The organism is Xanthobacter luteus (genome assembly GCF_040049235.1).
Classification (GTDB): domain Bacteria; phylum Pseudomonadota; class Alphaproteobacteria; order Rhizobiales; family Xanthobacteraceae; genus Xanthobacter.
Window position 1 is genome coordinate 79,002 of the sequence record NZ_JBDZDO010000005.1, and the last position, 21,905, is coordinate 100,906.

Below are 21,905 nucleotides of genomic sequence, written 5' to 3' on the forward strand. Positions count from 1 at the left end.
CCGGCGGGGAGAGGCCATGCGACCGGTCCATGTGTGGAGCACGCGCCATGCTGAAAGTCGAGAATCTCGACCTCTATTACGGCGCCGCCCAGATCCTGAAGAAGGTGTCGGTGGAGGCGCGGACCGGCGAGGTCACCTGCGTGCTCGGGCGCAACGGCGTCGGCAAGACCTCGCTCCTGCGCGCCATCGTCGGGCAGCGGCCGATCGCCGGCGGCTCGATCACGTTCGACGGGCGGGAAATCTCGAAGCTGGCCACCGTCGACCGCGCCGCCCTCGGCATCGGCTTCGTGCCCCAGGGGCGGGAGGTGTTTCCGCTCCTCACCGTCAAGGAGAATTTGGAGACCGGCTTCGCCCGCCTGCCGGCGAAGGAGAAGTTCGTGCCGCCGGAGGTGTTCGAGCTGTTCCCGGTGCTCAATTCCATGCTGCGCCGGCGCGGCGGCGACCTGTCCGGCGGCCAGCAGCAGCAGCTCGCCATCGGCCGCGCGCTCACCACCCGGCCGCGCCTTCTGGTGCTCGACGAGCCGACCGAGGGCATCCAGCCCTCGATCATCAAGGACATCGGCCGCGCCATCGCCTATCTTCGCGACCGCGGCGACATGGCGATCGTGCTGGTGGAGCAGTATTTCGAGTTCGCCCGGGAGCTCGCCGACAGCTTCATCCTCATGGAGCGCGGCGAGGTGGTGGCGAGCGGCGACAGGAGCGGGCTCGATGGCGACGACGTCCGCCGTCTCATGGCCATCTGACGAGGCGGCGCGCGCCCTCCAAGGGCCATTCGGGGCCGCGGATGGGGCCGGCGGCGGGTCCGCGCCCGCGCCGGTGCGCCAGCGCAGCGAGGGCCGGGTGCGCATCGCCGCCGCCGCGTTCGGCGGCGCGACCCGGGTGTGCGATCTCGCCGAGGCCGGCGCCTTGCGCGTGCGGGTGCCGCGCGGGGGACCCGGCCTCGAGGCGGTGATGGTCAACGTGGCCGGCGGGGTGGCCTGCGGCGACCGCTTCTTCATCGAGGCCCGCGCCGAGGCCGGCGCGCATCTGGTGGTGACGACGCCGGCGGCGGAGAAGGTCTACCGCTCCGACGGGCCGCTGGCCGAGATCGCGGTCCGGCTGTCGGCCGAGGCGGGCGCCCGGCTCGAATGGCTGCCGCAGGAGACCATCCTGTTCGACCGCGCGCGCCTTGCCCGCAGCTACGAGATCGACCTGCACCCCACGGCCGCCTTCCTGTCCTTCGAGGCCTTGGTGCTCGGCCGCCTCGCGCACGGCGATGTGATGGGCGAGGGGCTGATCGCCGACCGCTGGCGCCTCAGGCGCGGCGGCGGCCTCGTCTATGCCGACGGCTTCCGGCTCAGCGGCGACATCGGCGCGCTGCTCGCCCGGCCGGCGGTGGCGGGCGGGCGCCGCGCGCTCGGCACCCTGCTTTATGTGGCGCCCGACGCCGAGGGCCGGCTGGAGGAGGCGCGGGCGCTGCTTGCCGGCGCGCGCGGCGATTGCGGGGCGAGCGCCTGGAACGGGCTGCTCTGCGCGCGCTTCCTCGCCCCCGACATCGAGACGTTGCGCGCCGATGCCACCTCGTTTCTCATGAGCTTCCGCGCGGCGCCGCTGCCGCGCGTGTGGGCGACGTGAGGGGAGGGGATCATGCATCAGTTCGACCGCTGGCGTGTCGGCTACGATCTCGACAACCGGTTGGGATTTGTAGAGCTTTGGCCGGTAGGGGTACCGTCCACCGCTGCCCCGTTCAGGTTGGCGCCCTTGAATCCGGACGATTTCACGGCCTGCTGCGGCGTGCTCAATGCGGCGCGCGTCGCGGGCGGTCGTCCCAGCTGGGACCCCGCCTCCCGCTCGCTCTTTTTCTGAGGACCGACCCATGAACCTCACCCCCCGCGAGAAGGACAAGCTGCTCATCGCCATGGCCGCCGAGGTGGCGCGCAAGCGCCTCGCGCGGGGGGTGAAGCTGAACCACCCCGAGGCCATCGCCCTGATCACCGATGTGGTGGTGGAAGGCGCGCGCGACGGGCGCACCGTGGCCGAGCTGATGGAGGCCGGCGCCAAGGTGCTCACCACCGCTGAGGTGATGGAGGGCGTGGGCGAGATGATCCACGACATCCAGGTGGAGGCCACCTTCCCGGACGGCACCAAGCTCGTCACCGTGCACCACCCGATCCGCGGCCTGCCCTCGGACACGGTCCCGGGCGAGGTGGTGCCGCAGGAGGGCGACATCCATTTCAATGCGGGCGCCGAGCGGGTGCGCCTCGCCGTGGCCAATACCGGCGACCGGCCGATCCAGGTGGGCAGCCACTATCATTTCTTCGAGACCAATCCCGCGCTCGCCTTCGAGCGCGAGAAGGCGCGCGGCATGCGCCTCGACATCGCCCCCGGCACCGCCGTGCGCTTCGAGCCCGGCGCCTCGCGCGAGGTGACGCTGGTGCCGTTCGGCGGCAAGCGCGAGGTCTACGGCTTCCGCGGCGCCGTGGCGGGGAAGCTGTGAGTGCCTTATATATGTGATGAGGTAAGGCGCCAAAGAATATGTAAGGAGTGGTCCATGCGGCAATATCGGCTCACGGTCACGAGCAAGGGCCAGGTCACGCTGCCCGCCAGCTATCGCAAGGCCGCAGGGATCGAGACCGGCTCGACGCTCAATCTGGTGGTGGACGACAGCGGCATAGCGCGCCTCCGCAAGACCCTGAGCCTCAGTGACCTCGCCGGTTCGCTGACCCATGGCCTCACCAAGGACCAGCGCAACTTTACCCAGGACGATATCGACGCTTCTGTGGATGAGGCCATGAACGCGCAGGCAGAGCGCGCGTCGGGGCGGCGGCGGTGATCGGTCTCGACACCAATGTTCTGCTGCGCATTTTCATTGAGGATGACCCGCCCTCAATGCATCACCGTGCGGTTGGCCTTCTCGAAGGGCTCGCCCCCGAGGCGGCGATGGTCAATCCCATCGTTCTGGCCGAGGCCACAAGAACGCTCGTCAGGCGCATGAAGCGGTCGCGTCAGGAGGTGGCGACATTCGTCGCCAGCTTGCTCAACGCCGATGTCATTGAGCTGTCCTGCGCCGATGCCGTCCGCCGCGCCTTGGGCGCCTATGCCGGAGGCAAGGCTGATTTCGCCGACTATCTGATCGCGGAACTCAATGCCGAGGCGGGCTGCCGCACCACCTATACCTTCGACATCGATGCCGGGCAGCACACCGGCTATTCCTCCGTTCCCTAGAAGGCCCGCTCATGTCCTCCTCCCGCATGCCCCGCGCCGCCTATGCCCACATGTTCGGCCCCACCACCGGCGACAAGGTGCGGCTCGCCGACACAGAGCTCTTCATCGAGATCGAGAAGGACTTCACGGTCTACGGCGAGGAGGTGAAGTTCGGCGGCGGCAAGGTGATCCGCGACGGCATGGGCCAGTCCCAGGTGGCGAACGCCGACGGGGCGGTGGACACGGTGATCACCAACGCCGTCATCCTCGACCATTGGGGGGTGGTGAAGGCGGACGTGGGCCTCAAGAACGGGCGCATCGCCAAGATCGGCAAGGCCGGCAATCCCGACGTTCAGGACGGCGTCGACATCATCATCGGCCCCGGCACCGAGGTGATCGCCGGGGAGGGCAAGATCCTCACCGCCGGCGGCTTCGACAGCCACATCCATTTCATCTGCCCGCAGCAGATCGAGGAGGCGCTGGCCTCCGGCATCACCACCATGCTGGGCGGCGGCACGGGCCCGGCCACCGGCACCTTCGCCACCACCTGCACCCCGGGCCCCTGGCACATCGCCCGCATGATCGAGGCGGCGGACGCCTTCCCCATGAACCTCGCCTTCGCCGGCAAGGGCAACGCCTCGCGGCCCGCGGCGCTGGAGGAGATGGTGCTGGCGGGCGCCTGCGCGCTGAAGCTGCACGAGGATTGGGGCACCACGCCGGCCGCCATCGACTGCTGCCTCTCGGTGGCGGACGCGCTCGACGTGCAGGTGATGATCCACACCGACACGCTCAACGAGAGCGGCTTCGTCGAGGACACCATCGCCGCCTTCAAGGGCCGCACCATCCACGCCTTCCACACCGAAGGGGCGGGCGGCGGGCACGCGCCGGACATCATCAAGGTGGCGGGGCTCGCCAACGTGCTGCCCTCCTCCACCAACCCGACCCGGCCCTATACCCGCAACACCATCGACGAGCATCTGGACATGCTCATGGTGTGCCACCATCTCGACCCGGAGATCGCCGAGGACCTCGCCTTCGCCGAGAGCCGCATCCGCAAGGAGACCATCGCGGCCGAGGACATCCTGCACGATCTCGGCGCGCTCTCCATGATGAGCTCGGATTCGCAGGCCATGGGCCGGGTGGGCGAGGTCATCATCCGCACCTGGCAGACCGCGGACAAGATGAAGCGCCAGCGCGGCAAGCTGAAGGGCGAGACCGACAGCGACAATCTCAGGGCGCGCCGCTACATCGCCAAATACACCATCAATCCTGCCATCGCCCACGGCATGTCGAAGCACATCGGCTCGGTGGAGGCCGGCAAGCTCGCCGATCTGGTTCTGTGGAGCCCGGCCTTCTTCGGCGTGAAGCCGGACCTCGTCATCAAGGGCGGCGCCATCGCCATGGCGCAGATGGGCGATCCCAACGCCTCCATCCCCACCCCCCAGCCGGTGCACTACCGGCCCATGTTCGGCGCCTATGGGCGGGCGCGCACCCGCACCTCCCTCACCTTCGTCTCGAAGGCGGCGCTGGAGGACGGGCTTGCCTCCCGCCTCGGCATCGCAAAGGAACTGGTGGCGGTGGAGAACACCCGCGCGGGCATCTCCAAGAAGAGCATGATCAACAACGACGCCACGCCCCATATCGAGGTGGACCCGGAAACCTATGACGTGCGCGCCGACGGCGAGCTCCTGGTGTGCGAGCCCGCCGAGGTGCTGCCCATGGCGCAGCGCTATTTCCTGTTCTAGGTCTGCGGGGACGCGCCGGCCGTTCCGGCTCCAGCGAAGGACAAGCCCATGATCCGCGCCACCACCGTGGTCCGCCGCCCCGCCGTCAAGGATGACAAGGTGGTGGACACCATCACCCTCGACCACCACGCCCGCCACCGGCGCCGCTTCGCGCTGACGGCGGACGGCGGCCTCGACTTCCTGCTCGACCTCGACAAGGCCGCCGTGCTCGATGACGGCGACGCGGTGAAGCTCGACGACGGGCGCCTCATCCGCGTGAAGGCGGCGCCGGAGGAACTGGTGGAGGTCACCACGGCGAGCCCGTTGCGGCTCATGAAGGTGGCCTGGCACCTGGGCAACCGCCACGTGCCGGCCGAGATCACCGAAAACGCGGTCTATTTCGTCGACGACCACGTGCTGACCGAGATGGTGCGCGGGCTCGGCGCCGCGGTGGCGAAGGTGAAGCGCCCGTTCCGCCCCGAAAAGGGCGCCTACGAGGCCGCCGAGGCGCACGGCCACGCGCACGACCATGCCGGGCACGAGCATGCCGGGCACGACCATGCGGGCCACGACCATGCGGGGCACGAGCACCACAGCCACGAGCACCACGGGCACGAGCACCACGGGCACGAGCATGGGCCGGACTGCGGCTGCGGCCACGATCACGGCCACGACCACGATCACGGCCACGACCACGACCACGGCCACGCGCACGGCCCCGGCGGCCACGCCCACAAGCACGGCTGAGGCATGCCGGCGCGCTCCCGCCGTCCGGCCGTCGAGGCCGCCGTGGCATCCCCCGCCCAACCCTGGGACGGCTTTGCGGCGGCGCCGGGCGGAGGGGACGGCGCGTCAGGCCCTTTGGACAGGGCGTCCGTCCCCTGTGAGGCGCTCCCTCCCGAGAGGGCTGGGGAGGGGCGTGAGCACGCGCTCCTCTTGCCTGAGCCTATCGGGGAGGGGGGCGCCGACCAGGAGAAGGCGCGCGAGTGCGCCGTCGATGCCGCCGCGGCCTCCCTGCTGCCGCTGTTCGCCTGGCTCTCGCCGGCCTTCCCGGTGGGCGCCTACGCTTATTCCCACGCGCTCGAATGGGCCGTGGAAGCGGGCGACGTCGCGGACGAGGCCAGCCTGCAGGCCTTCCTCGCCGACCTGCTGCTGATCGGCTTCGCCCGCTCCGACGCGATCCTGCTGGCGCATGCCCACCGCGCCGCCGCCGCCCGCGACGGCGCGGCGCTGAAAGAGGCGAACGCGCTCGCGGTGGCGCTCGCCCCGTCCGCCGAGCTTCGGCTCGAGACCTGCCAGCAGGGCCGCTCCTTCCTCGATGCGGTCGCCGCGTCCTGGCCCACCCCGGGCCTCGACGAACTCGCCGCTGTCCTCAAGGGGGAGGAGGTGGCCTATCCCGTCGCGGTCGGCCTTGCGGCCGGCCTGCACGGCGTGGCGCTGCCGCCGACGCTGGAGGCCTTCCTGCTCGCCGCCGCCCAGACCCTCGTCTCCGCCGCGGTGCGGCTCGCCCCCATCGGCCAGACCGCGGGCACGCGCGTGGTGGCGCGCCTCGCGCCGCGCCTCGCCGCGCTCGCCGGCGCGATTCCCGCGCTCACGCTGGACGAGGTCGGCGGGGCGACCTTCCGCGCCGACCTCGGCAGCATGCGTCACGAAACCCAGTATACGAGGCTGTTCCGCTCATGAGCTCTGCGAAATCCCCCTTGAGGGTCGGCATCGGCGGCCCGGTCGGCTCCGGCAAGACCGCGCTCATGGAGGCGCTCTGCAAGGCGTTCCGCGAGCGCTACGACATCTGCGCCATCACCAACGACATCTACACCAAGGAGGATGCGCGCCTGCTCACGGTCGCCGGCGCGCTGGACCCGGAGCGCATCCTGGGGGTGGAGACCGGCGGCTGCCCGCACACCGCCATCCGCGAGGACGCCTCCATCAATTTGCGCGCGGTGGCGGACATGCGGGCGAAGTTCCCGCACCTCGACGTGGTGCTGATCGAATCGGGCGGCGACAACCTCGCCGCCACCTTCTCCCCCGAGCTCGCCGACATCACCATCTACGTGATCGACGTGGCGGGCGGGGAGAAGATCCCGCGCAAGGGCGGTCCCGGCATCACCCGCTCGGACCTGCTGGTGGTCAACAAGACAGACCTCGCGCCGCTGGTGGGCGCCGACCTCGGCATCATGGAGGCCGATACCATCCGCATGCGCGCGGGCCGGCCCTATGTCTTCGCGGCGATCCGCCATGGCGACGGCGTCGCCGCGGTGGCGCGCTTCATCGAGGCGGCGGGCGGGCTCGCGCCGCCCGCCTGATCTGCCGCGCCTGCTGGCACCGGCGTCGAACGGCCTCGTCTCACTTGGCCTTGCAGGCGGCCTCGAACTGGGCGACGGCGGCGGCCGCGCCGTCGAGGGCGACCTGGCGCTTGGCGCCCTTGGTCTCGATGGTGAGCAGCTTGCCGCCCTTGGCCAGGGCCTTGAGGTCGGCCATCTTGCCCTTGGCCTCCACGTTGACGGCGCCGTTCTCCTCGTTCGTCACCGCCTTGCCGGTGAAGGTGCGGCTCACCGCGCCGGCGGTGAGGATGGCGCGGGCGGCCGCGTCCTTGGCGAGGCCCTTGGTGCCGATCATGGGCTGCACGACGATGTCCTCGGAGCCCTTGTCGCACAAAAAGAAGATCATCACCTCGTCGGTTTCCGGCACGCCGAACACCAGGGCGCCGCCCTGTTCGGTCTCGGAGGCGTGCCAGCTCATCTTCTGCTGGGCCGCCGCCGGCAGCGTGAAGGCGAGAAAGGCGAGGAGCGAAAAAAGCAGGCGGGGCATGGAGCGTATTCCTCTGGTGCGCGCGGCAGCGGGCGGCGCGACCGCCCGATGAAGGGTGCTCTGGCGTGCGATCGGACCCCAAGGGCGCCACCGCGGGGCTCCAGGGGTCGGTGATCGCCCTCCACCTCGTCGGTTCGAGACGGATCGGCTGCCGGGATTGAAACCGCGCGCGGCGATTTCGATTCCCGGCAGCTCCGGCTCTAGGTGTCTTCGGCGGAAATATTAAGGCGCGCGGCGGACCGGGAGGCGTCATCCACAGGTCGCGCGGAGGTGTCATGATCCGCCGAGGCAGACCCGCCGAAAGTCCGAGAGCTTCGCCTTGGCGCCGGCGAGCGGAATGGTCTCCCGGGTGCCGTCCATGGACACGGTGAGCTGCTCGCCGGAGGCGAACAGATCCAGGACGGCGTCCTCCAGCGTCACGGCCGCCTCCACCACCAGCCGGTCGCCGGTGCCCCGGAAGGCGGTGGCGGCGAGCTGCATGCGCCGCTTGCCGGCGGCCAGGGAGACGGCGACGCCATCGCCGGCCTTGACGCGCCCCGCCGGCACGTCGACGGTGAATTGCAACAGCGCCGCGGCCGGCTGGCAGGCGACGGCGAACAGGGGGTCGGCCACGCGCGAGGCGCCGTAACGCATGACGTAGGTATCGTCCGCCTTGACGATGGCCCACACGCGTGGATCGGCGGGCGCCGGCTTGGCGCCAGCCTTGGTGCCCGGCTTGGCATCCCGCGCGGCGGGTGCCGCGGCCGCCCGGTCCGGCGCGGCAAGGTCGATGACGGCGAATTGGAGCACGGCCAGGGGGAGCAGAAGGCCGAGGAGGACGGGGCGGCGCATGGGGTCTCCAGCCGAGGATGGACGGGTTGCGGCCGCGGCCGGGACGCGGCACGCCCGGACGGCCTTCCCGGCAAATGGGCCGGGGCGCGCGCCCGTCGGATCGAAGCGACCTGATCGGACCCGGCCCCGGTTCGGATACGAAGCAGCGCGGCAATCGGCCCACGCATCCCCCCACGGATGCCCGCCGCCCGCGCCAATGGATGGTGCCGCGCCGGCGCCCGTACGGGAATCGGCCGACGGTTTGCGCCACCCATCGCCTTCGCATATCACGGCGCGAACCGGCCCGCGACGGGCTTCGGAGCAGCCCTGCCGCGCGGCCCCTCACAATGATGAGTGATCTGTTCCCCCTTCATGACGGCGCGGCGCGGCACCACGGCGCCCGACGGGCCCGGCCCGTGGCGGCCGGCGTGCCGCGGCGTCGGGGGCGGAACACGTGAGCGGGCGGAGCCTGCCGCCGGTCCCCCGCACGCGCCTCGACCGGCTGCTGGTGGAGCGCGGCCTGTTCGAGAGCCGCGCCCGCGCCCAGGCGGCGATCGCGGAGGGGCTGGTCCAGGTCGCCGGCGCGGTGGTGCGCAAGCCCGCGGCCGAGGTGGCGGCCGATGCGCAGATTGCGGCGCAGGCGCCGCACGACTTCGTCTCGCGCGGGGCGCTGAAGCTGGCGGCCGGGCTCGACGCCTTCGCCATCGACCCGGCCGGGCTCACGGTGCTCGACGTCGGCGCCTCCACCGGTGGCTTCACCGAGCTGCTGCTGCGCCGGGGCGCACGCCACGTCTTCGCCGTGGACGTGGGCCGCGACCAGCTTCACCCCCGCCTGCGCGGCGATCCCGCCGTCACCAGCCTCGAGGCGACCGACATCCGCGCGCTCGCCCCCGGCGCGGTGGCGCCGGCCGACCTCGTGGTGGTGGACGTGAGCTTCATCTCGCTTGGCCTGGTGCTGCCGCCGGCGCTCGCCTTCGCCGCGCCGCGGGCGCGCCTCGTGGCGCTGGTGAAGCCGCAGTTCGAGGCCGGCCGCGCGGCGCTCAAGAAAGGCGTGGTGCGCGACCCGGCGATCCATGCCGAGGTGTGCGCGGCGGCGCGGGCGCGCATCGCGGCGCTGGGCTGGCGCGTGCTCGGCCTGATCCCTTCGCCGATCGCCGGCGGCGACGGCAATCTCGAATTCCTCGTCGGCGCGGAGCGCGGCTGATGGAGCTCCTCGTCACCCGCATGGGCGCCCAGGGCGACGGCGTCGCCGAGGGGCCGGACGGCCCGCTCTTCGTGCCCTATGCCCTGCCCGGCGAGCTTGTGCGCGTCGCCCGGGACGGCGAGCGGATGCGCCTCGATGAGGTGCTGGCGCCGAGCGTGGCGCGCGTTGCCCCCGTCTGCCGCCATTTCGGGCGTTGCGGCGGCTGCCTGCTCCAGCATTGGGACCTTGCGCCCTATTTCGCCTGGAAGCGCGGCCTCGTCGTCGAGGCGCTGGCGCGCGAGCGCGTCGCCGCCGCGGTCGGCTTGGTGGTGGACGCCCATGGGGCGGGCCGGCGGCGCGTCATCTTCCACGCCCGGCAATACGGGGCAAAGACCGTGGTGGGCTTCGCCGAGCGCAAGTCCCACGCCATGGTGGACCTTGCCGAATGCCCGGTTCTGGCGCCCGATCTCGATCAGGCTTTGCCGGCGGCGCGCGCGGTGGCGCAGGCGCTGGCTGGGGCGAAGAAGCCGCTCGACATCCAGGTCGTCGCCAGCGCCACCGGGCTCGACCTCGACGTGCGCGGCTCCGGCCCGCTGCCGCCGGCGCTGCTCATGGACCTCGCCGCGCTGGCGGAGCGCTTCGGCCTCGCCCGCGTGACGCGCCACGGCGAGCTGGTGCTCCAGCGCGCCGCGCCGGTGCTGATGATGGGCCGGGCGCGGGTGGAACTGCCGCCCGCCGCCTTCCTCCAGGCCACCGCCGAGGGCGAGGCCGGGCTCGCCGCGGCGGTAGGGCAGGGGGTGGCGGGCGCAAAACGGGTGGCCGATTTGTTCGCCGGCATCGGCACCTTCGCCTTGCGCCTCGCGGAACGCGCGCGGGTCCATGCGGTGGAGGGCAATGCGGCGGCGGTGACGGCGCTGCTCAAGGCGGCGCGCGCCACCGACGGGCTGAAGGGCGTTTCGGGCGAGGCGCGCGATCTGTTCCGCCGTCCGCTGCTGCCGGAGGAGCTTTCGGCCTTCGACGCGGTGGTGATCGACCCGCCGCGCCAGGGCGCGGAAGCGCAGGCGCGCCAGCTTGCGGCCGCGACGGTGGGGCGCGTGGTCTACGTGTCCTGCAGCGCCGCGAGCTTCGCGCGGGATGCGCGCGCGCTCATCGACGGCGGCTTCCGGCTCGGCACGGTGACGCCGTTCGACCAGTTCCGCTTCAGCCCGCACGTGGAGCTGGTGGGGGTGTTCGAGCGGTAGGCGCCCAAGGGCGCGGCGATCACGACCGGCGCCGCCGCCGCCGGCGCCGCCCGAAAGCCGCCGGCTATTTCTCGGCGCCGGGGGTGAGGCGCTTGGTGGCGATCACGTCGTAGGACTTCTGGATCGCCGCCAGCGAGGTCTCCCAGCGCGCCAAAGCGAGGCGCGCATAGAGCACGTCGATGACGAACAGCTCGGCGATGCGGCTGGAGAGCGCCTCCATGCGGTATTTGGTCTCCTGCGCCGCGGTGAACAGCACCACCTCGCAATGGTGCTGCAGCGGCGACTTGCCGTAATTGGTGATGCAGATGGTGCGCGCGCCCGCCTCCCGCGCGAGCCGCGTCGCCTCCAGCGTCTCGTGGGTGCGCCCGGAATGGGAGATGGTCAGCGTCGCGACGTCCGGCCCGGTAAAGGCGGCGCTCACCGCCTGGCCGTGGGAATCGGTCACCGCCTTGGTGTCGAGCCCGAGCCGCAGGAAGCGGTAGGCGGCGTCCTCGGCGATGGGGGCGGCGGTGCCGATGCCGTAGAACTCGATGCGCCGCGCGCCCGCCATCAAGGCGGCGGCGCGGTCGATGGCGGCCACCTCCAGCACCTTGGCGGTGTCCTCCAGCGCCACCGCGTGGCTCGCGGTGAACTTCGCCACCACGTCCGCCGTGCTGTCGCCGGGGGTGATGGCCTCGTGCAGCAGGGCGCGGGAGGTGGCGATCTCCTTGGCCACGGCGATCTTCAGCTCGGCGAAGCCGCGCGCGCCCACCTGCTGGCACAGGCCGATCACCGAGCCCTCGCTCGCCTGCGCGGCGGCGGCGATGTCGCTGGCCGACATCTCCGGCACCCGGTCCGGCTGCTCCACCATGAAGCTCGCGATGCGCCGCGCGGTCGGCGGCAGATCGTCGAGCATGGCCTTGAGGCGGGCGAGCGGGAATTCGAGCTGGGACATCGACCTCTTCCGATCACGCCTGCGGCGCGCGGCCGGCGGGCGCGCCAGCCCGGCCGGAATGCGCGTCAAAATTCAAGCAAGAGAACGCGGTATCCGATCCGACTGCATCGCGATCTAGCACATTTGCGCTCCCGGAGCGCGCAGGCCGATGCGAACGCCCCCGCGCGCCGGGCGTCAGACCACCTGGGGCGCGGGGGAGGTGCGCTGGGCCGTGCCGGCCGGGGCGGCGCCCGCCTCGTCCGCGCACGGCAGATAGATGCGCTGCGCCGAACGTCCGGCGCGCACATGGATCACGTTGGGGGCGACGCCCGCGGCGGCGGCGAGCTGATCCACCGGCAAATCGGGCCCGAACAGGACCGCGCGCATGCCGGTCCGCGCCGCGGCTTCCGGCAAATCGGTGACGTCGACGCTCATCAGGCTCATGGCGCTGGTGGAGACCACCGGCGCGCGGTGGCCATCGATCAGCACATGGGCCTGGGTGTGGAAGCGGTAGGGCACGCCGTCGCCATAGCCGATGCCGAGCTGCGCCAGCCGGCGCTCGCCGGTGGTGCGGTAGGCGCCGGAATAGCCCACCTCGCGCCCGGCCGGAACCTTGTGCACGCGCAGGATCGGCGCCGAGAGGGTGGCCGCGGCGACGATGGGCTGGGGCCGCGACGGCGTGGTCTCCACCCCGTAGAGCGCGCTGCCGACGCGGGCGAGGTCGCCGTGCCGCTCCTTCGGCCCGAACACGCCGGACGAGGCGCAAAAGCTCAGCGGCGCCGGCGGCAGATGCCGGGTCCAGGCCGAGAAGCGCCGCCACTGCCAGGCATTGGGGCGGGCGGCGGGATCGGAGAAATGGGCGAGATGGGTCACGTAGGCGGCGACGCGCAGACGCTTCGCGCGGTCCGGCGCGGCGGCGAGCCGGCGCACGTCCGCAAGGCCGAGCCCGAGCCGGTTGAGCCCGGTATCGAGATGGATGGCGCAGTCGGCGGGCGTCTCGCCGGCGGCGGCGGCGAGACGCTCCACCTCGGCCATGTCCACCAGCACCGGCACCGCGCCGAGCGCCCGGTAGTCGTACGGCGTGCCGCCGGCGAGCCCGTGCAGCACGAAGATCCGGCCCGCGGGGTCGGCGCGGCGCACCGCGATCGCCTCCGCCATGTCGGCCACCCAGAAATCGCGGCAGCCGAGCGCGGCGAGCAGGGGCACCACCTCGGCGATGCCGAGGCCGTAGGCGTCCTGCTTCACCACGGCGCCCACGCCGGCGCCGGTGAAGGACTGGCGCACGGCGCGCCAGTTGGCGCGGATCGCGGAAAGATCCACCACCAGGGCGCAGCGGTCCGCCGGAAGGGCGAGCGCGGTCATGGCCGGCCGGCCGCGGCGGGAGCGGCGGTGTAGGCGATCCGCACGCCCCCCGGGTCACGAATCATCTTTGAACCCCTCCACCCCTGCGCCAGGAGACGGCGCTGCCCCTCGAGATCGGCCGGGTCGAGCCATGCCTCGGCCCCCGCTTCCATCTGAAGGTCCTCATGTACCATGACATATCGAGGATAACCGCCGTAATACAGTTTCACGGCACGCACCGCGAACCCCTCCGCCATGAGGTTGCTCCAGCTGGCGAAATTGGCCGGCGCCGAGGTCGCGTAGAGCACGATCGGCGTGCCGGCGAAGGCCGTGCGCGCGAGCTGCACGCGCCGGGCGATGAGCGCGCGCTGCAGCCCGCGCCCGCGCGCCTCCGGCGCCACCGAGGCGCCCGCGAGCTTCACCCGCTGCACCGTGTCCGGAACGCCGAGGGCGGCGCGGGGGTCGTCGCTCTCGGGCAGCACGTGCTGGAGAATGCCGTAGGCAAGCAGCTCCTCGCCCTCGAAGCCGCCGATGGCGCGCCCGCGCCCGGCCAGGATGCCGGGGAAGAAGTCCGGCCCCTCGGGCTTCACCACGTCCGGGCCGGCGCCGCCGATGGCGCGCCGGTGCAGGGCCTCGATGGCCGGGAGGTCGGCAGGTCCGAGCGGACGCCAGGCCAGGGACTGCGCGCAGGGCATGAGCCGTCCGGGATCAGTTGGTGACGATCTCGGCGTAGTTCAGCATGGTGATGGGCGGGTAGATCTGCAGCTTGCGCGCCACCTGCATGTTGATGATGAGCGCGAAGCGCTTCAGCGTCTCGATGGGGATGTCCTTGGGCGCGCGGCGCTGCACCAGGATCTCCACCGCCTTGGCGGCGGCGAGCTGGCCCACCGAATAATAGCGGCTGACCAGGCCCACCAGCGCGCCGCCCTCGCGCACGCCGCGCTCGGCGGCGGCGAAAGTGGGGATCGAGTTTTCGAGCGCGGTGGGCGTGACGCGGTCATAGATGGTGCCGAGGAAGGTGTCCGGCAGCAGATAGAGCCAGTCGACGCCATCGGTGCGCATCTGGCGGATCATGTCCTCCACCCCGTCGGCGATGGGGCGTCCGCTGGCGTCGAGATTGAACGGCGTCGCCATCACGTTCGCGCCCATGCCGGCGCACACGCTCTTCACCTCGTCGACGATGACGCGGGAGTTCTGCTCGGTGGTGGAATAGAGCACGCCCACGGTCTTGAACGGCTTGTAGGCCTGCATGGCGCGCATGTGCACGTCGGTCGGCACCACGTGGACCGCGCCGGTGACATTGCGGCCGGACGAGGTGAAGCTCGGGGCGATCTTGGCGCGCACCGGCGCCGCCACCAGCGCGAACACCACGGGGATGTCGCGCACATAGCCCGGATCGGTCGAATCGTACGGGCCGACCACGCCCAGCGTCACCGGCGTGCCCCAGGTATAGATCAGATCGGGCTTCAGGGTGGCGAGATCGGCGATCAGCTCGGGCACGCGCCGGGCATCGCCGTTGGCGTCGCGGGCGATGATCTCGGTCTTGATCTCGTTGGCGGTGAGGAAGTCGCGGAAGCCGCGTTCCACGTCGGTCTCGCCGCGGAAGGTGAGCATCAGGATGCGGAAGGTTCGGTCCTGGCCGCTCTTGTCCTGGGCGAAGGCGCCCTTGAGGCCGAGGAGGCTCGCCGATCCCGCGCCGATGCCGAGGGAGAGGAGGGTTCGCCGGTCGATCACAACGCTTCGCCTTCATGTCTTGCCGCCCGAGCGGCGGCTGCCGCGCCCCACCACAGATAGCGCGAAGCGGCAGGCCGCCGCCACAGCGAAATGCCGGCCGGCGGTAGTCGGCAACGGATTTCGCGGCGGTGGCGGCCCGGCGCCATTCACGCTTGCGCGCGCCGGTCCGACCAAGAAGGCCTGCGTCGCCGCGGCCCTTGCCCTGGGTCCTGCCGGGGTGGGACAACACAGCCGAGAGGGTCCCATGGATCAGGCGGGAAGCAGGCAGGAGACCGCAGGGCCGCGGGGCGGTCGGGAGGCCGGCCCGCCCGCATACTGGCAGGAAGCGGAGGGCGCCCTCCTCGCCCGTCTCGGCAGCGGGCCGGACGGCCTCGCGCCGGCGGAGGCGGCGGCGCGGCTCGCCCGCTGCGGACCCAACACCACGGCGCCGCGCCGGCGCCGCAGCCTCGCCGCCAAGATCGGCAAGCGCCTCGCCGAGCCGCTGGTCGCCATCCTGCTCATGGCCGCCGCCGTTTCGGGGGTGACCGGGGACTGGCGGAGTTTCGTCGTCATCCTCGCCATCGTCCTCCTCTCGATCACGCTCGATCTGGTGCAGGAGCAGAAGGCCGAGGCCGCGGTGGAGGCGCTGCGCCGCTCGGTGGCGGTGACCGCGCGGGTGCGCCGCGGCGGCGTCGCCTGCGAACTGCCGGTGCGCGACATCGTCCCCGGCGACGTGGTCGAGCTCGCCGCGGGCAATCTCGTGCCGGCGGACGGGATCGTGCTCTCGGCCCACGGGGCGCTCGCCGACGAGGCGGTGCTCACCGGCGAGCCTTACCTCGTGGAGAAGCATGGCGGCCGCGCCACCGGCGAGAGCCCTGCCGATGCCTTCAACGCCCTGTTCGCCGGCACCACTCTCACGGCCGGGCAGGCGCGGATGCTGGTGGTGGAGACCGGCGCCAGAACCCGCTTCGGCGCGATCGCGGCCTCGCTCCAGGCGCGCGAGCTGCCCACCGCCTTCGCGCGCGGGCTGCATGCGCTCGGCATGCTGATCCTGCGCCTGACCGGCTTCCTGGTGCTGTTCGTGCTGCTGACGCAGATGCTGCGCCAGGGCCTCTCGCTGGAGAGCTTCCTGTTCGCCGTGGCGCTCGCGGTCGGCCTCACGCCCGAGCTCCTGCCCATGGTCACCACGGTGACGCTGGCGCGCGGGGCGGTGCGCATGGCCGCGCGGCAGGTGGTGGTCAAGCGGCTCTCCGCCATCCACGACCTCGGCGCCATGGACGTCCTGTGCACCGACAAGACCGGCACCCTGACGCAGGCGCGCATCGCCCTTGTCGGCAGCTTCGGGCCCGACGGGACGGCGTGCGCGCGGGTCGCAGATCTCGCGCGGCTCAACAGCGCGTTCGCCGCCGGTACCCGCAGCCCCCTCGACGACGCCCTGCTGGCCGGAAGCGCCCCCGAGGCTGGCTGGAGCTGCCTCGACGACCTGCCGTTCGACTTCGAGCGGCGGCGGGCCAGCGTCCTGCTGGCGCGGGGTGAGGGCGGGCGGCGCGAGCGGCTCGTGATCGTGAAGGGCGCGCCGGAGGCGGTGCTCGCTCTGGCGACCCACGCGGAGGGGCCGGACGGCGCCGCGCTCCCGCTGGACGCGGCCGCCCGCGCCGGCATCGCCGCGGGCATCGAACAGAAGGGCCAAGCCGGCCTGCGCCTCTTGGGCGTCGCGGTGCGGCCGGCGCCGGACGGGCGCGACACCCTCGAAGGCACCGACGAGGCGGGCCTTGTGTTCGCCGGCTGCGTCGCCTTCCTCGACCCGCCGAAGGCGTCCGCCACCGACGCGGTGGCGCGGCTGATGGCCGCCGGGGTGAAGGTGAAGATCGTCTCCGGCGACGGCGCCGCCGTGGTCGAGCACCTGGTGAGCGTGCTCGGCCTGCCGGCCCGCGGCCTGCTCACCGGCGAGGAGATCGCGCGCCTGTCCGACACCGCACTCGCCGCCCGCTGCGCGCATGCCGATCTGTTCGTGCGGGTTGCGCCCGATCAGAAGCGCCGCATCGTCCTCGCCCTGCGCCGGCGCGGCCGCACGGTGGGGTTCCTGGGCGACGGCATCAACGACGCCCCCGCCATCCACGCCGCGGACGTGGGGCTCTCGGTGGAGGGCGGTACCGACGTTGCCCGCGAGGCGGCGGACGTGATCCTGCTCACGCCCGACCTCGGCGTCCTGGCCGACGGGGTGAGCGAGGGCCGGCGCACCTATGCCAACATCATGAAGTACATCCGCATGGGCACGAGCTCGAATTTCGGCAACATGCTCTCCATGGCGTTCGCCTCGCTGTTTCTGCCCTTCCTCCCGCTGGCGCCGCTGCAGATCCTGCTCAACAACCTGATCTACGATTGCTCCGAGATCGGCATTCCGTTCGATGCTGCGGACCCCGAGGAACTCGCCGCGCCCCACGCCTGGGACATGGGCGCGGTGCTGCGCTTCACCTTGGTGATGGGCCCGCTTTCCTCGCTGTTCGACCTCGCCACCTTCGCGATCCTGACTTTGGGGTTCGCGGTGGACGTGGACACGTTCCGCACCGCCTGGTTCGTGGAATCCATCGCCACCCAGATCCTGGTGATCTTCCTCATCCGCACCGCGCGGCCGTTCTGGGCGAGCCGGCCGGACCCGATCCTCGCCCTGACCTCGCTCGGCGCGCTGGCGCTGGCGCTTGTGCTCGCGCTCACGCCGCTCGGCGCCATCGTCGGCTTCGCCGCCGTGCCGGCCGGGGTGCTGCTCGCCATCGGCGCCCTCACGCTGGCCTACCTTGCTTCGGCCGAGGCGCTGAAGCACCGCGCCATGGGGCTGCCGAAGCGGGGCTGAGCCTCGGGCACCCGCACCGCGGCGCGGATGGCGGCGCGAGTTGCCTCGCCGAGACCTGCCCGCTATAGGGTTCTGGCGCTGCGGGCGTGGCGGAATTGGTAGACGCAGCGGACTCAAAATCCGCCGTCCTCACGGATATGTCGGTTCGAGTCCGACCGCCCGCACCAGCCCAACTCCCGGGCACTGAGACACCGGGCCCGCGGGCCGCGCGGGTTGGCGCCCGCTCCGGGCGGGTAAGGGTGCCCCGATGGTGCGGTGCCCAGCGGACATTGGTGGAGCTGGCGAACGTGGGCGTCCCCGATGCGGCGAGCGCACTCTCACAGGTCCGCCGGATCGGCGGAGGCCCACCCCGCAATATGCTTTCGCCACGGCCGGAGCACCGGGTCAGCCCTGTCCGGCGGGGACACAGGCCGCAGGCCCTGCGCAGACGGTCCTTGGCGATCGCGGGACCTGGTCGAACCCTTGCGACCCGGCCGGGTTGAGCCAAGCCCGCGGCTGTCCTGCGGGCATGCCACTCTCCATTGTGCGCTGCAACATGCGATGTTGCGCCGCATTTGGCGCAGAATGGCGCAGGGATATAGGAAGAATTTGAAACCGCGCGCGTGATCCCGATGAACACCGACGACGAACTGCAAAAGGTTCTGCTGCCGCTTGTGCTGGTGGCAGCGCTGTTCGCGGCGGTCGCGCCTCTGGCAGGCGGGCAACCGCTGTCCTTGTCCGGCGCCGCGACTTCACTCGCCCATTGGCAGCAGGCCTACGCGGCTTCGGCGCCGATGCTCCAGCTGGGCAATTGACTTTCTTCCCCTTCGCCGGCGCGCGTCTTGCCAAGGCTGCCGGCCGATCGTGCGCTCCGCCGGAGGCCGGCGATCGTCGTGAGGACGCGATCTTCTTGAACTTTGTTGGGGAGAGGGAGGCGGCGGGCCTGCGCCGCCTCCGGTCCCATGGCGCGCTACTGCGTGGGCTGGCGCGCGGCTTCCGCCGGTGAGCGCTGGGCGATGCTGGAAGGACGCGGCGCCGGCGAGCGGATCGCCAAGGCCGAGAGCATCGACACCAGGGCGGCGAACACCACATAGGCGGCCACCTGCCAGGGCTGCCCGTCGCCGCGGGCGAGCAGGTAGGTGGCGATGATCGGGGTGATGCCGCTCGCGAAGATTCCGGAGAACTGGTAGACGAACGAGATGCCGGTATAGCGCACCCGGGTGTCGAACAGGTCCGAGAACAAGGCGGCTTCCGGCCCGTAGCACATGGCGTAGAGCACGCCGAACGGCACCACGATGCCGAGCGCGATCAGCGGCAGCGACCCGGTCGAGAACAGCCAGAAGGCCGGGAACGCCACCAGCGCCAGCAAAGCCGAGCCCACCGCATAGGTACGCGGGCGGCCCCATTTGTCGGAGAGCTTGCCGAACATCGGGATGGTGAACACCATCACGAAGGCGGCGAGCGTCACCAGCCACAGGGCGGTGGTGCGCGGCACCTTGACGTAGTTCGCGAGATAGACGATCGAGAACACCGCGAAGACGTTGAAAAACACGCCATCGATGTAGCGCACGCCCATGCCGAGCAGAATGTTGCGCGGATACTCCTTGATCATCGTGATGAACGGGATCGCCTGCGCCTTGTTGGCGACCTTTACCTGCTCGAACTCCGGCGTCTCCTGCACCTTCAGGCGGATGTACATGCCGACGAAGACCAGCACGATCGAGCCGATGAAGCCGACGCGCCAGCCCCAGCTCATGAACTGCTCTTCCGGCAGCATGGAGACGATGGCGGTGACGCCGGAGGCGAGGCACAGGCCGAGCGCAAGGCCGATCTGCGGGATGGAGGCGAAGAAGCCGCGCTTGTTCTCAGGCGCATACTCATACGCCATCAGCACCGCGCCGCCCCACTCGCCGCCGATGCCGATGCCCTGGGCGATGCGCAGGACCAGCAGCAGGATCGGCGCGGCGATGCCGATCTGGGCATAGGTGGGCAGGAGGCCGATGGCCACCGTCGCCACGCCCATGATCATCAGCGTGATGATGAGCATGCTCTTGCGGCCCAGCTTGTCGCCGAAATGGCCGAAGATCAGTCCGCCCACCGGACGCGCCACGAAGCCGATGGCGAACGTGGTGTAGGCGAGCAGGATCGACACCACCGGATCGTCGACCGGGAAGTAAAGCTTGTTGAACACGATGCCGGCGACGATGCCGTACAGGAAGAAATCGTACCATTCGATCGTGGCGCCGATGACGCTGGCGCCCACCACCCGCCTCAGTTCGCGACTTGAAGCTCCCGCTTGCCCAGCCATTGTTGTGTCCTCCCGTCATTGATCTGATTTGAGGCGTTGTCTCGCCCGGTACTGTTGTTCACGGCATCCTCGCGGATCATGTCGGCAGCCTTCTCTCCGATCATGATCGCGGGAATATTGGTGTTGCCGGACACGAGGCTCGGCATCACGGAGCAGTCCACCACCCACAGGCCGTCGACGCCGCGGACCCGCAGGCGCGGGTCCAGCACCGCCTCGCGGTCGCCGTCGGCGCCCATGCGGCAGGTGCCGACGGGATGGAAGATGGTGGCGCCGTATTCGCGGGCGAAGGCGAGCAGGCCGTCGTCGTCGGTGACGCCGGGACCGGGCTGCATTTCCTCCGCCACATAGCTCTTCAGCGGCTCGGTGGCGGCGAGCTTGCGGGCGAACGCCATGCCGGCGACGGCGCAGCGCCGGTCGGTCTCGGTGGCAAGATAATTGGCGGTGATCTTCGGCGGCTGGAGCGGGTCGGCCGAGCCGAGCCGCACCCACCCGGTGCTCTCGGGCCGCAATTGGCAGACCGAGAGGGTGAAGCCGGAATAATCGTGCACCTTGCCGCCGGCCATGTCGGCCGAGAGCGTGCCGATGTGGAACTGGATGTCCGGCGTCTGCGATTCCGGCAGCACCCGGGTGAACAGCCCGCCCTGGTTGATGCCGATCGCGAGCGGCCCGCCGCGGAACAGCAGATATTCGAGCCCCATCTTGAGGCGGCCCAACACGGAGTTCAGCGCATCGTTGGTGGTGATGGGCTTGGTGCAGCGATAGAGCAGGCGCAGTTGCAGGTGGTCCTGCAGGTTGCCGCCGACGCCGGGGCTGTCCACCTGCACATCGATGCCGTTGGCCCGAAGGTGCGCCGCCGGCCCGATGCCGGAGAGCATGAGCAGATGGGGCGACTGCACCGCTCCGGCGGACAAGATCACGCCGCGGCGTGCCCTGAGCACCGTGATGCGGCCGCCGGCGCTCACCTCCACCCCGGTGGCGCGGCCGTCCTCGAACAGCACGCGCAGCGCCTGCGTCTTCGTGAGGATGGTGAGGTTCGCCCGCCGCTTGGCGGGGGCGAGATAGGCCTTGGCCGCGCTCACCCGCAAGCCCTTGCGGGTGGTGAGCTGGTAATAGCCGGTGCCCTCCTGCCGGGCGCCGTTGAAGTCCGCCGTCTCGGGCACGCCGAGGGCGCGGCCGGTGGCCTTGATGGCCTCGATCAGCTCGTGCTTGCGCGCGATGGAGCTGACCGTCACCGGCCCGCCGGTGCCGTGCAGCGGATCTCCGGCGAAGCTGGGATTGTCCTCCAGCTTGCGGAAATAGGGCAGCACGTCCTCATAGGCCCAGCCGGCGCAGCCGCGCGCCACCCAGCCGTCGTAATCCTCCTTCTGGCCGCGGATGACGATGAGCCCGTTGATGGAGGAGCAGCCCCCCAGCACCCGCCCGCGCGGCCAGTAGATGCGCCGGTCGCCCATGGTGGGCTCCGGCTCGGTGTTGAAGCGCCAGTTGAGCCGGTCGTTCCACATGGTCTTCCCGTAGCCGATGGGCACGTGAATCCAGGGATTGGTGTCTTTCGGGCCGGCCTCGACCAGAGCAACGCGGCTCGTGCCGTCCTCGCTCAGCCGATTGGCCAGAACGCACCCCGACGACCCCGCGCCGATGACGACGAAGTCGAAGTTTTCCTCGCCTTGCATGGCCGTTTCCTCTCTACGGCGCCACGATGCGACGAAGGAATGAGACGAGTCAATCCACTTTTTGAACTGAAACGTCTCATTTAATGAGATTTACGTTGTGCAGTGCGAAGGCGCCCGTGTGCGTCTGCGTTCCGTCCGAAGTCCCTGCCAGAGGGTGGCCGCGGCCCTGTGCCCGTCCCCG

Annotated in this window: 22 protein-coding genes and 1 tRNA gene; 15 read left to right on the forward strand and 8 right to left on the reverse strand. The window is 71.1% G+C overall.

Going from position 1 to position 21,905, the window contains the following annotated elements; genetic code table 11:
• The first annotated feature begins 47 nt into the window (after window positions 1–47).
• The 10 genes from urtE (at window position 48) to ureG (ending at window position 7,210) form a co-directional block, all read left to right on the forward strand.
• Entirely contained in the window at window positions 48–743 is a 696-nt protein-coding gene (gene urtE / locus ABLE88_RS15740; protein WP_348832643.1) for an urea ABC transporter ATP-binding subunit UrtE, read from the forward strand.
• Window positions 709–1,614, forward strand: a complete 906-nt coding sequence (locus ABLE88_RS15745) for an urease accessory protein UreD (protein ID WP_348832644.1) — start codon at window positions 709–711, stop codon at window positions 1,612–1,614. The genes urtE and ABLE88_RS15745 overlap by 35 nt, the downstream gene beginning before the upstream one ends.
• A 12-nt stretch (window positions 1,615–1,626) precedes the next feature.
• The gene (locus ABLE88_RS15750; protein ID WP_348832645.1) at window positions 1,627–1,845 is read left to right on the forward strand and encodes a hypothetical protein; all 219 of its coding nucleotides are present in this window, start codon (window positions 1,627–1,629) and stop codon (window positions 1,843–1,845) included.
• A 10-nt stretch (window positions 1,846–1,855) separates the two neighbouring features.
• Window positions 1,856–2,476 carry an urease subunit gamma gene (locus ABLE88_RS15755; protein ID WP_348832646.1) on the forward strand — a complete coding sequence of 207 codons (621 nt, stop codon included), beginning with the start codon at window positions 1,856–1,858 and terminating at the stop codon, window positions 2,474–2,476.
• 54 nt (window positions 2,477–2,530) lie between these two features.
• Complete coding sequence (locus ABLE88_RS15760; RefSeq protein ID WP_348832647.1) at window positions 2,531–2,812, forward strand: AbrB/MazE/SpoVT family DNA-binding domain-containing protein; 282 nt, start codon at window positions 2,531–2,533, stop codon at window positions 2,810–2,812.
• Window positions 2,809–3,204, forward strand: coding sequence for a type II toxin-antitoxin system VapC family toxin (locus tag ABLE88_RS15765; RefSeq protein WP_348832648.1), 396 nt, complete (start codon window positions 2,809–2,811; stop codon window positions 3,202–3,204). Before ABLE88_RS15760 ends, ABLE88_RS15765 begins: the two co-directional genes overlap by 4 nt.
• Before the next feature lie 11 nt (window positions 3,205–3,215).
• Entirely contained in the window at window positions 3,216–4,928 is a 1,713-nt protein-coding gene (gene ureC, locus ABLE88_RS15770; RefSeq protein WP_348832649.1) for an urease subunit alpha, read from the forward strand.
• A 48-nt stretch (window positions 4,929–4,976) separates the two neighbouring features.
• Window positions 4,977–5,654 carry an urease accessory protein UreE gene (locus tag ABLE88_RS15775; RefSeq protein ID WP_348832650.1) on the forward strand — a complete coding sequence of 226 codons (678 nt, stop codon included), beginning with the start codon at window positions 4,977–4,979 and terminating at the stop codon, window positions 5,652–5,654.
• A gap of 201 nt (window positions 5,655–5,855) precedes the next feature.
• Window positions 5,856–6,590 (forward strand): urease accessory protein UreF, encoded by a 735-nt coding sequence (locus ABLE88_RS15780; RefSeq protein ID WP_510182913.1) that lies wholly within the window; start codon window positions 5,856–5,858, stop codon window positions 6,588–6,590.
• Window positions 6,587–7,210: an urease accessory protein UreG gene (ureG, locus tag ABLE88_RS15785; RefSeq protein ID WP_348832651.1), complete on the forward strand. Its 624-nt coding sequence runs from the start codon at window positions 6,587–6,589 to the stop codon at window positions 7,208–7,210. Before ABLE88_RS15780 ends, ureG begins: the two co-directional genes overlap by 4 nt.
• A gap of 40 nt (window positions 7,211–7,250) precedes the next feature.
• Here ureG and ABLE88_RS15790 read toward each other — a convergent pair whose 3' ends face one another.
• Both ABLE88_RS15790 and ABLE88_RS15795 read right to left on the reverse strand, forming a co-directional pair.
• On the reverse strand, window positions 7,251–7,715 hold the full coding sequence (locus tag ABLE88_RS15790) for a hypothetical protein (RefSeq protein ID WP_348832652.1): 465 nt from the start codon (window positions 7,713–7,715) through the stop codon (window positions 7,251–7,253).
• A gap of 273 nt (window positions 7,716–7,988) precedes the next feature.
• Entirely contained in the window at window positions 7,989–8,546 is a 558-nt protein-coding gene (locus ABLE88_RS15795; protein ID WP_348832653.1) for a hypothetical protein, read from the reverse strand.
• A gap of 433 nt (window positions 8,547–8,979) precedes the next feature.
• Between ABLE88_RS15795 and ABLE88_RS15800 the strand changes: the two genes are divergently transcribed.
• Both ABLE88_RS15800 and ABLE88_RS15805 read left to right on the forward strand, forming a co-directional pair.
• Window positions 8,980–9,729 (forward strand): TlyA family RNA methyltransferase, encoded by a 750-nt coding sequence (locus ABLE88_RS15800; protein WP_348832654.1) that lies wholly within the window; start codon window positions 8,980–8,982, stop codon window positions 9,727–9,729.
• A complete protein-coding gene (locus ABLE88_RS15805; RefSeq protein WP_348832655.1) occupies window positions 9,729–10,949 on the forward strand; it encodes a class I SAM-dependent RNA methyltransferase in 1,221 nt (406 codons plus the stop codon). Before ABLE88_RS15800 ends, ABLE88_RS15805 begins: the two co-directional genes overlap by 1 nt.
• A 64-nt stretch (window positions 10,950–11,013) precedes the next feature.
• Here the strand turns inward: ABLE88_RS15805 and ABLE88_RS15810 are convergent, their stop codons facing one another.
• The 4 genes from ABLE88_RS15810 to ABLE88_RS15825 all read right to left on the reverse strand — a co-directional run bounded on the left by ABLE88_RS15810 (window position 11,014) and on the right by ABLE88_RS15825 (window position 14,937).
• The gene (locus tag ABLE88_RS15810; protein WP_348832656.1) at window positions 11,014–11,883 is read right to left on the reverse strand and encodes a MurR/RpiR family transcriptional regulator; all 870 of its coding nucleotides are present in this window, start codon (window positions 11,881–11,883) and stop codon (window positions 11,014–11,016) included.
• Window positions 11,884–12,057: 174 nt separating this feature from the next.
• Window positions 12,058–13,224, reverse strand: coding sequence for an alanine racemase (locus ABLE88_RS15815; protein WP_348832657.1), 1,167 nt, complete (start codon window positions 13,222–13,224; stop codon window positions 12,058–12,060).
• Window positions 13,221–13,898, reverse strand: coding sequence for a GNAT family protein (locus ABLE88_RS15820; protein WP_348832658.1), 678 nt, complete (start codon window positions 13,896–13,898; stop codon window positions 13,221–13,223). The genes ABLE88_RS15815 and ABLE88_RS15820 overlap by 4 nt, the downstream gene beginning before the upstream one ends.
• A 13-nt stretch (window positions 13,899–13,911) precedes the next feature.
• Window positions 13,912–14,937 (reverse strand): ABC transporter substrate-binding protein, encoded by a 1,026-nt coding sequence (locus tag ABLE88_RS15825; protein WP_348832659.1) that lies wholly within the window; start codon window positions 14,935–14,937, stop codon window positions 13,912–13,914.
• Window positions 14,938–15,181: 244 nt separating this feature from the next.
• Here ABLE88_RS15825 and mgtA point away from each other — a divergent pair, with 244 nt between their 5' ends.
• The 3 genes from mgtA to ABLE88_RS15840 all read left to right on the forward strand — a co-directional run bounded on the left by mgtA (window position 15,182) and on the right by ABLE88_RS15840 (window position 18,561).
• On the forward strand, window positions 15,182–17,767 hold the full coding sequence (gene mgtA / locus ABLE88_RS15830) for a magnesium-translocating P-type ATPase (RefSeq protein WP_348832660.1): 2,586 nt from the start codon (window positions 15,182–15,184) through the stop codon (window positions 17,765–17,767).
• A gap of 80 nt (window positions 17,768–17,847) precedes the next feature.
• Window positions 17,848–17,934 (forward strand) — tRNA-Leu (locus ABLE88_RS15835).
• A gap of 444 nt (window positions 17,935–18,378) precedes the next feature.
• Window positions 18,379–18,561: a hypothetical protein gene (locus ABLE88_RS15840; protein WP_348832661.1), complete on the forward strand. Its 183-nt coding sequence runs from the start codon at window positions 18,379–18,381 to the stop codon at window positions 18,559–18,561.
• 155 nt (window positions 18,562–18,716) lie between these two features.
• Here the strand turns inward: ABLE88_RS15840 and ABLE88_RS15845 are convergent, their stop codons facing one another.
• Window positions 18,717–20,054 (reverse strand): MFS transporter, encoded by a 1,338-nt coding sequence (locus ABLE88_RS15845; RefSeq protein ID WP_348832662.1) that lies wholly within the window; start codon window positions 20,052–20,054, stop codon window positions 18,717–18,719.
• Window positions 20,018–21,724 carry a GMC family oxidoreductase gene (locus ABLE88_RS15850; RefSeq protein ID WP_348832663.1) on the reverse strand — a complete coding sequence of 569 codons (1,707 nt, stop codon included), beginning with the start codon at window positions 21,722–21,724 and terminating at the stop codon, window positions 20,018–20,020. Before ABLE88_RS15850 ends, ABLE88_RS15845 begins: the two co-directional genes overlap by 37 nt.
• Window positions 21,725–21,905 lie beyond the last annotated feature (181 nt).